Source organism: Delftia sp. WSY_10 (assembly GCF_043104705.1).
In the GTDB taxonomy this organism is placed as follows: domain Bacteria; phylum Pseudomonadota; class Gammaproteobacteria; order Burkholderiales; family Burkholderiaceae_C; genus Comamonas; species Comamonas tsuruhatensis.
Window position 1 is genome coordinate 292,005 of record NZ_JBICKY010000012.1, and the last position, 13,301, is coordinate 305,305.

General features: G+C 65.9%; 12 protein-coding genes. 10 read left to right on the top strand and 2 right to left on the bottom strand.

Going from position 1 to position 13,301, the window contains the following annotated elements:
- Positions 1–129: 129 nt before the first annotated feature.
- From galE to tatC, 10 genes are all read left to right on the top strand, one after another.
- The gene (gene galE / locus ACF8ML_RS03475; RefSeq protein WP_392406280.1) at positions 130–1,140 is read left to right on the top strand and encodes a UDP-glucose 4-epimerase GalE; all 1,011 of its coding nucleotides are present in this window, start codon (positions 130–132) and stop codon (positions 1,138–1,140) included.
- 76 nt (positions 1,141–1,216) lie between these two features.
- Complete coding sequence (gene hisF / locus ACF8ML_RS03480; protein ID WP_013800786.1) at positions 1,217–2,017, top strand: imidazole glycerol phosphate synthase subunit HisF; 801 nt, start codon at positions 1,217–1,219, stop codon at positions 2,015–2,017.
- Between the two features lie 244 nt (positions 2,018–2,261).
- On the top strand, positions 2,262–2,660 hold the full coding sequence (hisI, locus tag ACF8ML_RS03485) for a phosphoribosyl-AMP cyclohydrolase (protein WP_174538852.1): 399 nt from the start codon (positions 2,262–2,264) through the stop codon (positions 2,658–2,660).
- Positions 2,657–3,070, top strand: a complete 414-nt coding sequence (locus ACF8ML_RS03490) for a phosphoribosyl-ATP diphosphatase (protein WP_016445563.1) — start codon at positions 2,657–2,659, stop codon at positions 3,068–3,070. The genes hisI and ACF8ML_RS03490 overlap by 4 nt, the downstream gene beginning before the upstream one ends.
- Positions 3,067–3,459 (top strand): membrane protein, encoded by a 393-nt coding sequence (locus ACF8ML_RS03495; RefSeq protein ID WP_013800783.1) that lies wholly within the window; start codon positions 3,067–3,069, stop codon positions 3,457–3,459. The genes ACF8ML_RS03490 and ACF8ML_RS03495 overlap by 4 nt, the downstream gene beginning before the upstream one ends.
- Before the next feature lie 19 nt (positions 3,460–3,478).
- Positions 3,479–4,510 carry a patatin-like phospholipase family protein gene (locus tag ACF8ML_RS03500; RefSeq protein WP_046239365.1) on the top strand — a complete coding sequence of 344 codons (1,032 nt, stop codon included), beginning with the start codon at positions 3,479–3,481 and terminating at the stop codon, positions 4,508–4,510.
- 42 nt (positions 4,511–4,552) lie between these two features.
- A complete protein-coding gene (locus tag ACF8ML_RS03505) occupies positions 4,553–4,915 on the top strand; it encodes a histidine triad nucleotide-binding protein (RefSeq protein ID WP_016445561.1) in 363 nt (120 codons plus the stop codon).
- Positions 4,916–5,070: 155 nt separating this feature from the next.
- Positions 5,071–5,310: a Sec-independent protein translocase subunit TatA gene (gene tatA, locus ACF8ML_RS03510; RefSeq protein ID WP_016445560.1), complete on the top strand. Its 240-nt coding sequence runs from the start codon at positions 5,071–5,073 to the stop codon at positions 5,308–5,310.
- A 21-nt stretch (positions 5,311–5,331) separates the two neighbouring features.
- On the top strand, positions 5,332–5,829 hold the full coding sequence (gene tatB / locus ACF8ML_RS03515) for a Sec-independent protein translocase protein TatB (protein ID WP_016445559.1): 498 nt from the start codon (positions 5,332–5,334) through the stop codon (positions 5,827–5,829).
- A 150-nt stretch (positions 5,830–5,979) separates the two neighbouring features.
- Positions 5,980–6,804, top strand: a complete 825-nt coding sequence (gene tatC / locus ACF8ML_RS03520) for a twin-arginine translocase subunit TatC (RefSeq protein WP_017406166.1) — start codon at positions 5,980–5,982, stop codon at positions 6,802–6,804.
- Positions 6,805–6,999: 195 nt separating this feature from the next.
- Here the strand turns inward: tatC and ACF8ML_RS03525 are convergent, their stop codons facing one another.
- On the bottom strand, positions 7,000–8,475 hold the full coding sequence (locus ACF8ML_RS03525; protein ID WP_016445557.1) for a glutamate synthase subunit beta: 1,476 nt from the start codon (positions 8,473–8,475) through the stop codon (positions 7,000–7,002).
- Positions 8,476–8,544: 69 nt separating this feature from the next.
- A complete protein-coding gene (locus ACF8ML_RS03530; protein ID WP_392406286.1) occupies positions 8,545–13,275 on the bottom strand; it encodes a glutamate synthase-related protein in 4,731 nt (1,576 codons plus the stop codon).
- Between the last annotated feature and the right edge of the window lie 26 nt (positions 13,276–13,301).

Sequence of the window (13,301 nt, forward strand, 5' to 3'; positions counted from 1 at the left end):
CCGAGCATAACGTTGTTTGTCTACAAATGTGTTTTCTCCCTACTTTTGTGCTCAGCCCACTTGAACCCGGGGAGAAGCTGGGTTATTGCGATACTAGGCACGCCAAAAAATCACCAATGAGAGGTATTCATGATCCTGGTCACAGGCGGCGCCGGCTTCATCGGCTCCCACACCTGCGTGGAGCTGGCCGCCGCAGGCGAGCCCTACCTGATCTACGACAACTTCAGCAACAGCAGCGCCGACGTGCTCGACCGCATGGAACGCATCACGGGCCGGCGCCCACTGTGCGTGGAAGGCGATGTGCGCGACCGCGCCGCGCTGGACCAGCTGTTTGCCGAGCACTCCATCCGCGAGGTGATCCACTTCGCCGCACTCAAGGCCGTGGGCGAATCCGTGGCCCAGCCACTGCGCTACTACGAACACAACGTGGGCGGCACGGTCGCCCTGCTGCAGGCCATGCAGGCGGCGGACGTGCACAGCCTGGTGTTCTCCTCCTCGGCCACGGTCTACGGCGACCCGGCCAGCCTGCCGATCCGCGAGGATTTCCCGCTGTCTGCCACCAACCCCTACGGCCGCAGCAAGCTGTGGATCGAGGAAATGCTGGCCGACCTGGACCGCGCCGAGCCCGGCCAGTGGCGCCTGGCACGGCTGCGCTACTTCAATCCCGTGGGCGCCCATGAAAGCGGCCTGATCGGCGAGGACCCGCGCGACATCCCCAACAACCTCATGCCCTATGTGTCGCAGGTCGCCATCGGCCAGCGCCAGCAGCTCAGTGTCTATGGGGATGACTACGCCACGCCGGACGGCACAGGCGTGCGTGACTACATCCACGTCACCGACCTGGCGCGCGGCCACCTGGCGGCGCTGCGCCATCTGCGTGAACAGCAAGGCCTGCTGACGGTGAACCTGGGCACGGGGCGCCCGGTCTCGGTGCTGGAGATGGTCAAGGCCTTCGAGCGCGCCAGCGGCCGCCCCGTGCCCTACCAGATCGTGGCGCGCCGCCCCGGCGACGTGGCCCAGTGCTGGGCCGACCCCGCCGAGGCCGAGCGCCTGCTGGGCTGGAAGGCCATGCTGGACCTGGACCGCATGTGCGAGGACGCATGGCGCTGGCAAAGCCAGGCCGCAGGTCTCAAGCGCTGAACCCCGCAGCGCCTGCGGACGCCGAGGGCGTGGTATCTTTTCGCCCTTGTTTCACGCCCTAGCCACGAGTCTGCCCATGCTTGCCAAACGCATCATCCCCTGTCTTGACGTCACGGGAGGGCGCGTCGTCAAAGGCGTGAACTTCGTGGAGCTGCGCGATGCGGGCGACCCGGTGGAGATCGCCGCGCGCTACAACGCCCAGGGCGCGGACGAGCTTACCTTCCTGGACATCACGGCCACCAGCGATGGCCGAGACCTGATCCTGCCCATCATCGAATCGGTGGCCAGCCAGGTCTTCATTCCGCTGACCGTGGGCGGTGGCGTGCGCACCGTCGAGGACGTGCGCCGCCTGCTCAACGCGGGCGCCGACAAGACCAGCTTCAACTCGGCCGCCATCGCCAACCCCGATGTGATCAATGCCGCCTCCGACAAGTACGGCGCGCAGTGCATCGTCGTGGCCATCGACGCCAAGCGCCGCACCGCCGAAGACGAGCAGCGCATCGGCGCCGACGGCCGCGCCGCCGGCCCCGGCTGGGATGTCTACAGCCACGGCGGACGCAAGAACACCGGCCTGGACGCCGTGCAGTGGGCCGCCGAGATGGCGCGCCGCGGCGCGGGCGAGATCCTGCTGACCAGCATGGACCGCGACGGCACCAAGTCCGGGTTCGACCTGAAGCTCACGCGCGCCGTCAGCGACGCCGTGCCCGTGCCCGTGATCGCCTCCGGCGGCGTGGGCTCGCTGGACGACCTGGCCGATGGCGTGACCCTGGGCGGCGCCGACGCCGTGCTGGCCGCCAGCATCTTCCACTATGGCGAATTCACCGTGGGCCAGGCCAAGCAGCGCATGGCCGAGCGCGGCGTGCCCGTGCGCCTCTGATACGGCGCGTCGGCGGACTCCTTCATTTCAGTTTTCCATGGCGCTCGCGCCGCCCACAACCCATGAAACCGGCGCGGCCCAAGGGACCAGGGACAGCGAGCAAGGGCCGCCCCGCAGCAAGGCTGTCGTCTCCCTCCCGCGCAGCGAGAGAGGGGGAAGGCGCGAAGCGACTCAGGGGGTGTATTTTCAATCCAGGCAATTCCTGACAATGCTGTCACAGGGATTCCAACCCAGGATATTCACAATGCAGGCAATGAACTGGCTAGATCAAGTCAAATGGGATGCGCAGGGCCTGGTGCCCGTGATCGCGCAGGAAAAGGACACGGGCGACGTGCTGATGTTCGCCTGGATGAACCGCGAGGCCCTGGCCAAGACGGCCGAGCTGGGCCGCGCCGTCTATTTCAGCCGCTCGCGCAACAAGCTGTGGTTCAAGGGCGAGGAATCGGGCCACGTGCAGACCGTGCACGAGGTGCGCATCGACTGCGACAACGACGTGGTCCTGCTCAAGATCACCCAGACCGGCCACGAGCCCGGCATTGCCTGCCACACGGGGCGCCACAGCTGCTTCTACAGCGTGCTGCGCGATGGCCAGTGGCAGGCCGTCGATCCGGTCTTGAAAGACCCCGAATCGATCTACAAATGAATTCCACGAACATGAACGACACCGCAAGCACTTCCTCGCAGGACGCCCTGGCGCGCCTGGCCGCCGTCATCGAAAGCCGCAAGCCCGCCAACGGCGGCGACCCCGACAAGAGCTACGTCGCCCGCCTGCTGCACAAGGGCCCGGATGCCTTTTTGAAGAAGATCGGCGAAGAGGCCACCGAAGTGGTCATGGCCGCCAAGGACGCAGACCATGGCGGGGACGCCGGCAAAATCCTCTACGAAGTGGCCGATCTGTGGTTCCATAGCATGATCGCCCTGGCCCACTATGGCCTGACGCCCGCCCAGGTCGTTGCCGAGCTGGAGCGCCGCGAAGGCACCAGCGGCATCGAGGAAAAGGCGCTGCGCAAGGCCCAGGAACGTGATGTGAACGAGAAAGGACCGCTGCCATGAATGACGATTACATCGAAGTCCGTGCCCTGGACCAGTCCCGCATCGAAGGCCTCAAGGCCTGGGGCTGGGTCAGCTACCTGCTGCACCTGGTGGTGGCCGTGGCCGCCGTCGTGCCCGGCGCCCAGCCCAGCATCGCGCTGCTGGTGATCGCCCTGATCATCGACCTGGTCAAGCGCGGCGACGCCGAAGGCAGCTGGATGGCCAACCATTTCTCGTGGCGCATCCGCAGCGTGATCTGGGCCGGCATCCTGTACCTGGTCACGGCCCCGCTGTGGCTGCTGTTCTTCGTGCCCGGCTGGATCGCCTGGACGGTGATCTCCATCTGGTTCCTGTACCGCATCGTGCGCGGCATGGTCGCCATGAACCGCAACCAGGCCGTGGACCGCTGAAGCCGCCGGCCCGCCCGCCATGTCCTTCACCCCGACCTGCAAGATCAACCTCGCCCTGCAGGGCGGGGGCTCGCACGGCGCCCTGACCTGGGGCGTGCTGGACGCACTGCTGGAAGACGGCAGCCTTGTCTTCGACGGCATCAGCGGCACCAGCGCCGGCGCCATGAATGCCGTGGCCCTGGCACAGGGCTTTGCCCAGGCCGCGCGCCAGGAAAGCGACCCTGTGGCCGCCCAGGCGCTGGGCGCCCAATTGGCCCGCGCCTCGCTGACCGAACTGTGGGAAGGCGTGGGCACCATGGGCAGCCTGATGTGGGGCGCGCCATTGCCGGGCAGCCCCTTCATGGGCGTGCTCAACCAGTTCTTCTCGCCCTACCAGACCAACCCGCTGGACATCAACCCGCTGCGCAAGCTGCTCGAACGGGTCGTGGATTTCGAGGCGCTGACGCGTCCGCCCGTGGAGGGCGTGGTGCCCAAGGTCTTTGTCTGCGCCACCAATGTGCGCACGGGCCGGGGAAGCATCTTTTCGGGCAGAAGGCTCAGTGCCGACGCGGTCATGGCCTCGGCCTGCCTGCCCCAGCTGTTCAAGGCCGTGGAAATCGATGGCGAGCCTTACTGGGACGGCGGTTTCTCGGGCAATCCCGCCCTGTATCCCCTGATCTACGGCACGGCGTCCAGCGACATCCTGCTGGTGCAGATCAATCCCATCGAGCACACCGACCTGCCCAACACGGCGGCCGACATCATGGACCGCATGAACGAGGTCACCTTCAACGCCGGCCTGCTGTCCGAGCTGCGCGCCATCGAATTCGTCAAGCGCCTGCTGGAGCAGGGCAAGCTGGACCCGGCACGCTACAAAAAGGTGCTGCTGCACCGCGTGGACGGCGGCGCGGTGCTCAAGGGCTACGGCGCCTCGACCAAGACGCGCTCGGACATGCGTTTCGTGCGCGAGCTGTTCGAGCTGGGGCGCGAGCAGGGGCAGCACTGGCTCCAGCAGCACCGCAGCGACATCGGCGTGCGCCAGACACTGCACATCAACGACAATTCACCCTGATTTTTCGATCCACCGCCAGCTTCCCAGGACTCCCGTAGCGCCATGCACGACCACGACCCGAACTGCCTGTTTTGCCGCATCATCAAAGGCGAGATCCCTTCCCGCAAGGTCTATGAGGACGATGAAGTCTTCGCCTTCCACGACATCCATCCCGGCGCGCCCATCCACTTTCTGATGGTGCCCAAGAAGCACATCCCCTCCATGGCCCAGGTCCAGGCCGACGACGCTGCGCTGCTGGGCCGCATGATGGTGCTGGCGCCCCGCCTGGCCGCCGAGCAAGGCTGCAATCCGTATCCCGACGGCGGTTTCCGTCTGGTGGTCAACACGGGCACCGAGGGCGGACAGGAAGTCCACCATCTGCACATCCATGTCATGGGCGGCCCCCGCCCCTGGCTGAAGGGCTGAAGCCTTTGCTGGACGCAGGCTTGCGCGCAAGATGGCCCGCCTCTTGCTTGCGACTTCTGCGTACATGCGCCGGCCGAACGGCTTTTGTGGGGCCTTGCGAACTGCCGCCATGGCCCGGCGTCTAAAATGATCTGCAATTCTTAGGAGAGATTCTCATGGGCTCGTTTTCCATCTGGCATTGGCTGATCGTCCTGGCCATCGTGGTTCTGGTGTTCGGAACCAAGAAGCTGAAGAACATCGGTTCCGACCTTGGCGGTGCAGTCAAGGGCTTCAAGGACGGTGTGAAGGACGGCTCGACCTCCACCGACACCCCCGCAGCTGCCCCTGGCCAGGTTGCAGGCCAGACAGCCACCGACAAGGCCACCATCGACGTCGAAGCCAAGCAAAAGAGCTGATGCTCCGCACGCCAAGCCTCCATGTTTGATATCGGTCTGTCCAAGATGGCGCTGATCGGCGCCGTGGCTCTCGTGGTCATCGGCCCCGAGAAGCTGCCGCGCGTGGCGCGCACCGTCGGTACCCTGCTGGGCAAGGCCCAGCGCTACGTCTCCGATGTGAAGGCCGAGGTCAACCGTTCGATGGAACTCGACGAGTTGCGCAAGATGAAGGACACGGTGGAAGGCGCGGCGCGCGACGTCGAGCAGTCCATCCACACTTCGGCCGCCAATTTCGAGAAGGACTGGAACGAGTCCACGGCATCGCTCAACGGCACGTCTTCCTCGTACGACTCCTCTTCCTACGATTCAGGCAGCGATACGTACAGCGCCGTGGCGCCGGCCTACCGCCACCCGGGCAAGAACTGGCGCCTCAAGCGTGCCGCCGTGCCCCAGTGGTACAAGGCCCGGGCCGGCGTGCGCACCAAGGCGCAGTCGGGCGCGGCGCGCGTGGCGCGCTTTCGTCCCCAGAAGTCCCGCTGAAGATGCTGGCGCGCAGCGGGCCACGAGGCAACCGGCCCAGCCTCTGCCACCCGGGCACTCGCCATCGCCCCACCCTGCCCGATCCGTCGGGCTTTCTGCTTTTCATACCAGGTCCGTGGACGCCCTTGCGGCCCGCCGCGGTTTCGCACCATGTCCGACATTCCACCTAAAGACGACGAGCTGGCAGGCACCGAGCAGCCTTTCGTCCAGCACCTGATGGAGCTGCGCGACCGCCTGCTCTACTGCATCTACGGCATCGGTCTGGCGATCGCCGTGCTGGCCATATGGCCCGGCCCCAACGGGCTCATCGACTTCATCGCCCACCCGATCAAGGCCCACATGCCGCCCGATGCCAAGCTCATCGCAGTCGGCGTGTTCACCCCCTTCTTCGTGCCGCTCAAGGTACTGATGATGGTGGGCATCTTGGCCGTGCTGCCCTGGATCATGTACCAGATGTGGGCCTTCGTGGCGCCCGGCCTGTACAGCCATGAAAAGCGCTTTGCGCTGCCGCTGATCATCTTCGGCAGCCTGCTGGCCTATATCGGCATCGCCTTCGTGCAGTTCTTCGTGCTCGACAAGATGTTCGCCTTCATCCAGGGCTTCACCCCGGACAGCGTGGCGGCCACGCCGGACATTGCATCGTATGTGGAGGCCATCCTGTCGCTGTACCTGGCCTTTGGCCTGGCCTTCCAGGTGCCCATCGTGGTCATGCTGCTGGTGCGCTTCGGCCTGGTGGACATCGCCAAGCTCAAGTCCTTCCGCGGCTATTTCATCGTGGTGGCCTTCATCATCGCCGCCGTGGTCACGCCGCCCGACGTGATCTCCCAGCTGGCCCTGGCCGTGCCCATGTGCATTCTTTACGAGATCGGCATCCTGGGCGCCGGCTGGTTCAGCCGCGTCTCCAAGGCGCCGGAAGAAGAAGCCGAGCCCGGCACCGCAGTGGACAAGCCCGCAGAGGATAAACCCTCCCCCTGAGTCGCTTCGCGCCTTCCCCCAGAGGGGGACGACACCCTCGGTGCGGGGCGGCCCTTCCTCGGTGTCCCTCGCTTTAGGGCGCGCCAGTTTCAAGGGCCTACGCTGAAACACGAGGAATTTGTAATAAAAAGCCCTTGGTTCATCACCAAGGGCTTTTTCTTTGTCTATGGCCAAGCCCCTTCCGGGGTTGGCATCTCACCGAGGCAGGTCGGACGTGCCCATGAGGAACTCGTCAATGGAGCGAGCGGCCTGGCGGCCTTCGCGGATGGCCCAGACCACCAGAGACTGGCCGCGGCGCACGTCGCCGGCGGCGAAGAGCTTGGGCACGCTGGTGGCGTAGCCGCCCGTGAAGTCGGTGGTGGCCTTGGCGTTGCCGCGTGCGTCCTTGTCCACGCCAAAGGCATCGAGCACGGCCTGCACGGGGCTGACGAAGCCCATGGCCAGCAGCACCAGGTCGGCCTTGAGCACCTGCTCGCTGCCGGGCACCTCGACCATCTTGCCGTCCTTCATTTCGATGCGTACGGTCTTGACGGCCGTGACTTGGCCCTTCTCGCCGATGAACTCCTTGGTGGCGATGGCGAACTCGCGCTCGCAGCCTTCCTCGTGGCTGGAGCTGGTGCGCAGCTTGATCGGCCAGTAGGGCCAGACCAGGGGCTTGTTCTCCTGCTCGGGCGGCATGGGCATCAGCTCGAACTGGGTCACGCTGACGGCGCCGTGGCGGTTGCTGGTGCCCACGCAGTCGGAGCCCGTGTCGCCGCCACCGATGACGATGACATGCTTGCCATCGGCACGCAGCTGGCCCTTGAGCTTGTCGCCGGCGTTGACCTTGTTTTGCTGCGGCAGGAACTCCATGGCGAAATGGATGCCCTTGAGTTCACGGCCGGGCACGGGCAGGTCGCGCGACTGCTCGGCACCGCCGGTCAGCAGCACGGCGTCGAACTCGGCCATGAGCTGCTCGGGGCTGACGGTTTCCTTGGCCCAGTTGGTGACCTTGGAGTCTTCGCCCAGGCCGTCCTTGCCCGCCACCAGCACGCCGGTGCGGATCTTGACGCCTTCGGCCACGAGCTGCTCGACACGGCGGTCGATGTGCGACTTCTCCATCTTGAAGTCGGGAATGCCGTAGCGCAGCAGGCCGCCGACGCGGTCGTTCTTCTCGAACAGCGTGACATCGTGGCCGGCGCGGGCCAGTTGCTGCGATGCGGCCAGGCCTGCGGGGCCGGCGCCGACCACGGCCACCTTCTTGCCGGTCTTGCGGCTGCTGGGCAGCGGCTTGACCCAGCCTTCGGCCCAGGCACGGTCGATGATGGCGTGCTCGATGGACTTGATGCCCACGGCGTCGTCGTTGATGTTCAGGGTGCAGGCGGCCTCGCAGGGTGCGGGGCAGATGCGGCCGGTGAACTCGGGGAAGTTGTTGGTGCTGTGCAGCACGGCGCTGGCGCTCTTCCAGCCGCCGTGGAAGACCAAGTCGTTGAAGTCCGGAATGATGTTGTTGACCGGGCAGCCGTTGTTGCAGAACGGCGTGCCGCAGTCCATGCAGCGCGCGCCCTGGATCTTGGCCTGGCTGTCATCGAGGCCGATGACGAATTCCTTGTAGTGCTTCACGCGCTCGGCGACGGGCGCATAGCCCTCCTCGAGGCGCTCATATTCCATGAAGCCGGTGGTCTTTCCCATGATTCGTTGTCCTGATGTGTGGGGTGCAGGGATGGGTGCGGGCTGCTGCCCGCATCCTTCGCTTCCTTGTTATTTGGCGGCCACCGCCTCCTTGGCGTGTTCCTCGACCTCGGGCGTGGCGGGCTCTTCCATCACCTGGCGCTCGTACATCTCGGACAGGGCACGCTTGTACTCGCTGGGGAAGACCTTGACGAACTTGGAGCGGGCCGCCGCCCAGTTGTCCAGCAGATCGCGGGCGCGCTTGGAGCCCGTCCAGCGGCTGTGCGCCTCGATCAGCGCGCGCAGTTGACGCTCGTCGGTCTCGCGGCGGTGCCAGACGGCAGGCGAGACCTGGGCCAGGTGCTCGTCATGGGGCAGCACCTGGTCCAGCGAGACGGACGCCTTGTTGCAGCGCTCGGCGAAGCGGCCATCCTCGTCATACACATAGGCCACGCCGCCGCTCATGCCGGCCGCGAAGTTGCGGCCGGTCTTGCCCAACACCACCACGGTGCCGCCGGTCATGTATTCGCAGCCGTGGTCGCCCACGCCTTCGACCACGGCGGTGGCGCCAGACAAGCGGACCGCGAAACGCTCGCCGGCCACGCCGCCGAAGAAGGCCTCGCCGCTGGTGGCGCCGAACATCACGGTGTTGCCCACGATGGTGTTGCTGGTGGTATCGCCACGGAACTCATGGCTGGCGTGCACCACCACGCGGCCGCCGGACAGGCCCTTGCCCGTGTAGTCGTTGGCGTCGCCGCGCAGGTTCAGCGTGATGCCGTTGCACAGGAAGGCGCCGAAGGACTGGCCGCCAGTTCCCTCGAAGTGGATGCGGATGGTGTCATCGGGCAGTCCTTCGGGATGCACGCGCGTCACGGCACCGGAGAGCATGGCGCCCACGGAGCGGTTGACGTTGCGCGCCACTTCCATGATGCGCACACGCTCGCCGTTCTCGATGGCGGGCTTGCAGCGCTCGATGAGCTTCACGTCCAGCGCCTTGTCCAGCAGGTGGTCCTGCTTTTCGACATGGAAGCGTGCCACGTCTGCGGGCACTTCGGGCTGGGCGAACAGGCGCGAGAAGTCCAGGCCCTGAGCCTTCCAGTGCTGCAGGCCCTTGCGGGTGTCCAGCAGGTCGGAGCGGCCGATCAGGTCGTCGAACTTCGCCACGCCGAGCTGGGCCATGATCTGGCGCACTTCCTCGGCGATGAAGAAGAAGTAGTTCACCACATGCTCGGGCTTGCCCGAGAACTTGGCGCGCAGCACCGGGTCCTGCGTGGCCACGCCCACGGGGCAGGTGTTCAGGTGGCACTTGCGCATCATGATGCAGCCCTCGACGACCAGGGGCGCCGTGGCGAAGCCGAACTCGTCGGCGCCCAGCAGCGCGCCGATGACGACGTCGCGGCCGGTCTTCATCTGGCCGTCGGCCTGCACGCGGATGCGGCCGCGCAGGCGGTTGAGCACCAGGGTCTGCTGGGTCTCGGCCAGGCCGATTTCCCAGGGCGAGCCCGCATGCTTGATGGACGACCAGGGCGATGCGCCCGTGCCGCCGTCATGGCCTGCGATGACCACGTGGTCGCTCTTGCACTTGGCCACGCCGGCCGCGATGGTGCCCACGCCCACTTCGGACACGAGCTTGACCGAGATGTCGGCGTGCGGCGCCACGTTCTTCAGGTCGTGGATCAGCTGGGCCAGATCCTCGATGGAGTAGATGTCGTGGTGGGGCGGGGGCGAGATCAGACCGACGCCGGGCACGGCGTGGCGCAGCTTGCCGATGTAGTCGGACACCTTGCCGCCGGGCAGCTGGCCGCCCTCGCCGGGCTTGGCGCCCTGGGCCATCTTGATCTGCACCTGGTCCGAGGACGACAGGTACTCGGCCGTGACGCCGAAGCGGCCCGATGCCACCTGCTTGATCCTGGAGCGCAGCGAGTCGCCGTCCTGCAGCTCGATGTCGGCCTCGACCTTGTCGGCGCCGATGATGGAGCCCAGGGTCTCGCCCTTCCTGATCGGGATGCCCTTGAGCTCGTTGCGGTAGCGCTGAGGATCTTCCCCGCCTTCGCCGGTGTTGCTCTTGCCGCCGATGCGGTTCATGGCCACGGCCAGCGTGGCATGGGCCTCGGTGCTGATCGAGCCCAGGGACATGGCGCCCGTGGCAAAGCGCTTGACGATCTCCTTGGCCGGCTCGACCTGGTCCAGCGGGATGGCCTTGGCCGGGTCGAACTTGAACTCGAACAGGCCGCGCAGCGTCATGTGGCGCTTGCTCTGGTCGTTGATCAGCTGGGCGTATTCCTTGTACGTGCTCCAGTTGTTGGAGCGCGTGGAATGCTGCAGCTTGGCGATGGCGTCGGGCGACCACATGTGCTCTTCGCCACGGGCGCGCCAGGCGTATTCGCCACCGGCGTCCAGCATGGTCTCCAGCACGGGATCGTCACCGAAGGCCGCGCGGTGGTTGCGGATGGTTTCCTCGGCGATCTCGAAGACGCCGATGCCCTCGACGCGGCTGGCCGTGCCGGTGAAGTACTTGTCCACGGTGTCGCTGTTCAGGCCGATCACCTCGAACAGCTGGGCGCCGCAATAGGACATGTAGGTGGACACGCCCATCTTGGACATGATCTTGGACAGGCCCTTGCCGATGGCCTTGACGTAGTTGTAGATGGCCTTGTCGGCCGACAGGTCGCCGCCCAGCTCCTTGTGCATGTCGGCCAGGGTTTCCATGGCCAGGTAGGGGTGCACGGCCTCGGCGCCGTAGCCTGCCAGCACGGCGAAGTGGTGCACTTCGCGCGCCGTGCCCGTTTCCACGACCAGGCCGGCCGTGGTACGCAGGCCCTCGCGTACCAGGTGCTGGTGGATGGCCGACAGCGCCAGCAGCGCGGGGATGGCCACCTGGGTGGCGCTCACATGGCGGTCGCTGATGATCAGGATGTTGGCGCCGCCCTTGATGGCGTCCACGGCCTGCGCGCACAGCGATGCCAGCTTGGCTTCCACGCCCTGCTTGCCCCAGGACAGCGGGTAGGTGATGTCGATCGTTGCGCTCTTGAACTTGCCCTGCGTGTGGCGTTCGATGTCGCGCAGCTTGGCCATGTCGGCGAAGTCCAGCACGGGCTGGTGCACTTCCAGGCGCATGGGCGGGTTGACCTGGTTGATGTCCAGCAGGTTGGGCTTGGGTCCGATGAAGGACACCAGCGACATCACGATGGCTTCGCGGATGGGGTCGATCGGCGGGTTGGTCACCTGCGCGAACATCTGGCGGAAGTAGTTGTACAGCGGCTTGTTCTTGTCCGACAGCACGGCCAGCGGGCTGTCGTTGCCCATGGAGCCGATGCCTTCCTCGCCGTTCTTGGCCATGGGGGCCAGCAGGAACTTGATGTCTTCCTGCGTGAAGCCGAAGGCCTGCTGGCGCTCGAGCAGCGGCAGGCTGGCGGCCTCGGGGCCGGCATGGGTGTCACCGCCCACGCTGCCCAGCTTGATGCGCAGGTTCTCGATCCACTGCTTGTAGGGCTTGGTGTTGACGATGTTGGCCTTGAGCTCGTCGTCCTCGATCAGGCGGCCCTGCTCCAGGTCGATCAGCAGCATCTTGCCGGGCTGCAGGCGCCACTTGCGCACGATGGCGCTGTCGGGCACGGGCAGCACGCCGGCTTCGGACGCCAGGATGACCAGGTCGTCATCGGTGATCACGTAGCGCGAGGGGCGCAGGCCGTTGCGGTCCAGCGTGGCGCCGATCTGGCGGCCGTCGGTGAACACGATGGAGGCCGGGCCGTCCCAGGGCTCCATCATGGCGGCGTGGTATTCATAGAAGGCGCGGCGGCGCTCGTCCATGGACTCGTGCTGTTCCCAGGGCTCGGGAATCATCATCATCACGGCCTGGCTGATGGGGTAGCCGGCCATGGTCAGCAGTTCCAGGCAGTTGTCGAACGTTGCCGTGTCGGACTGGCCGGCGAAGCTGATGGGATAGAGCTTCTTGAGGTCCTCGGCCAGCACGGGCGAGGCCATCACGCCCTCGCGCGCCAGCATCCAGTTGTAGTTGCCGCGCACGGTGTTGATTTCACCGTTGTGGGCCACGTAGCGGTAGGGGTGGGCCAGCGGCCACTCGGGGAAGGTGTTGGTCGAAAAGCGCTGGTGCACCAGGCCGATGGCCGAAACGCAGCGCTCGTCGGACAGGTCGTTGTAGTACACGCCCACCTGGTCGGCCAGCAGCAGGCCCTTGTAGACCACGGTGCGGCTGCTCATGCTGGGAACGTAGTATTCCTTGCTGTGCTTGAGCTTGAGGTTCTGGATGGCGGCGCTGGCCGTCTTGCGGATCACGTACAGCTTGCGCTCCAGCGCGTCCTGCACGATCACGTCGGCGCCGCGGCCGATGAAGACCTGGCGCAGGATGGGTTCCTTTTCCTGGACCGTGGGCGACATGGGCATGTCGCGGTTCACGGGCACATCGCGCCAGCCCAGCAGGACCTGGCCTTCGGCCTTGATGGCGCGTTCCATCTCCTGCTCGCAGGCCAGGCGCGAGGCGTGCTCCTTGGGCAGGAAGATCATGCCCACGCCGTACTCGCCCGCGGGCGGCAGGGCCACGCCCTGCTTTGCCATCTCTTCGCGGTAGAGCTGGTCGGGAATCTGGATCAGAATGCCCGCGCCATCGCCCATGAGCTTGTCGGCACCCACGGCACCGCGATGGTCGATGTTTTCGAGGATCTTGAGCGCGCCGGTGACGATGTCATGGCGCTTGACGCCCTTGATATGTGCAACAAAGCCGAGGCCGCAGGCGTCGTGCTCGTTGCTCTTGGAGTACAGACCGTGGTCTTGGAGATGCTTGATCTCGGCAGCCGTCGTCATGGCGGAATCCTCAAATTTTTCGCAGG

Bases quoted from the DNA above. Each gene is read 5' to 3' on its own strand.
- hisI (WP_174538852.1), top strand. From the start codon at position 2,262: ATGCAGGCAATGAACTGGCTAGATCAAGTCAAATGGGATGCGCAGGGC.
- tatC (WP_017406166.1), top strand. From the start codon at position 5,980: ATGTCCGACATTCCACCTAAAGACGACGAGCTGGCAGGCACCGAGCAG.
- tatA (WP_016445560.1), top strand. From the start codon at position 5,071: ATGGGCTCGTTTTCCATCTGGCATTGGCTGATCGTCCTGGCCATCGTG.
- galE (WP_392406280.1), top strand. From the start codon at position 130: ATGATCCTGGTCACAGGCGGCGCCGGCTTCATCGGCTCCCACACCTGC.
- tatB (WP_016445559.1), top strand. From the start codon at position 5,332: ATGTTTGATATCGGTCTGTCCAAGATGGCGCTGATCGGCGCCGTGGCT.
- ACF8ML_RS03495 (WP_013800783.1), top strand. From the start codon at position 3,067: ATGAATGACGATTACATCGAAGTCCGTGCCCTGGACCAGTCCCGCATC.
- ACF8ML_RS03505 (WP_016445561.1), top strand. From the start codon at position 4,553: ATGCACGACCACGACCCGAACTGCCTGTTTTGCCGCATCATCAAAGGC.
- ACF8ML_RS03530 (WP_392406286.1), bottom strand. From the start codon at position 13,275: ATGACGACGGCTGCCGAGATCAAGCATCTCCAAGACCACGGTCTGTAC.
- ACF8ML_RS03525 (WP_016445557.1), bottom strand. From the start codon at position 8,475: ATGGGAAAGACCACCGGCTTCATGGAATATGAGCGCCTCGAGGAGGGC.
- hisF (WP_013800786.1), top strand. From the start codon at position 1,217: ATGCTTGCCAAACGCATCATCCCCTGTCTTGACGTCACGGGAGGGCGC.
- ACF8ML_RS03490 (WP_016445563.1), top strand. From the start codon at position 2,657: ATGAATTCCACGAACATGAACGACACCGCAAGCACTTCCTCGCAGGAC.
- ACF8ML_RS03500 (WP_046239365.1), top strand. From the start codon at position 3,479: ATGTCCTTCACCCCGACCTGCAAGATCAACCTCGCCCTGCAGGGCGGG.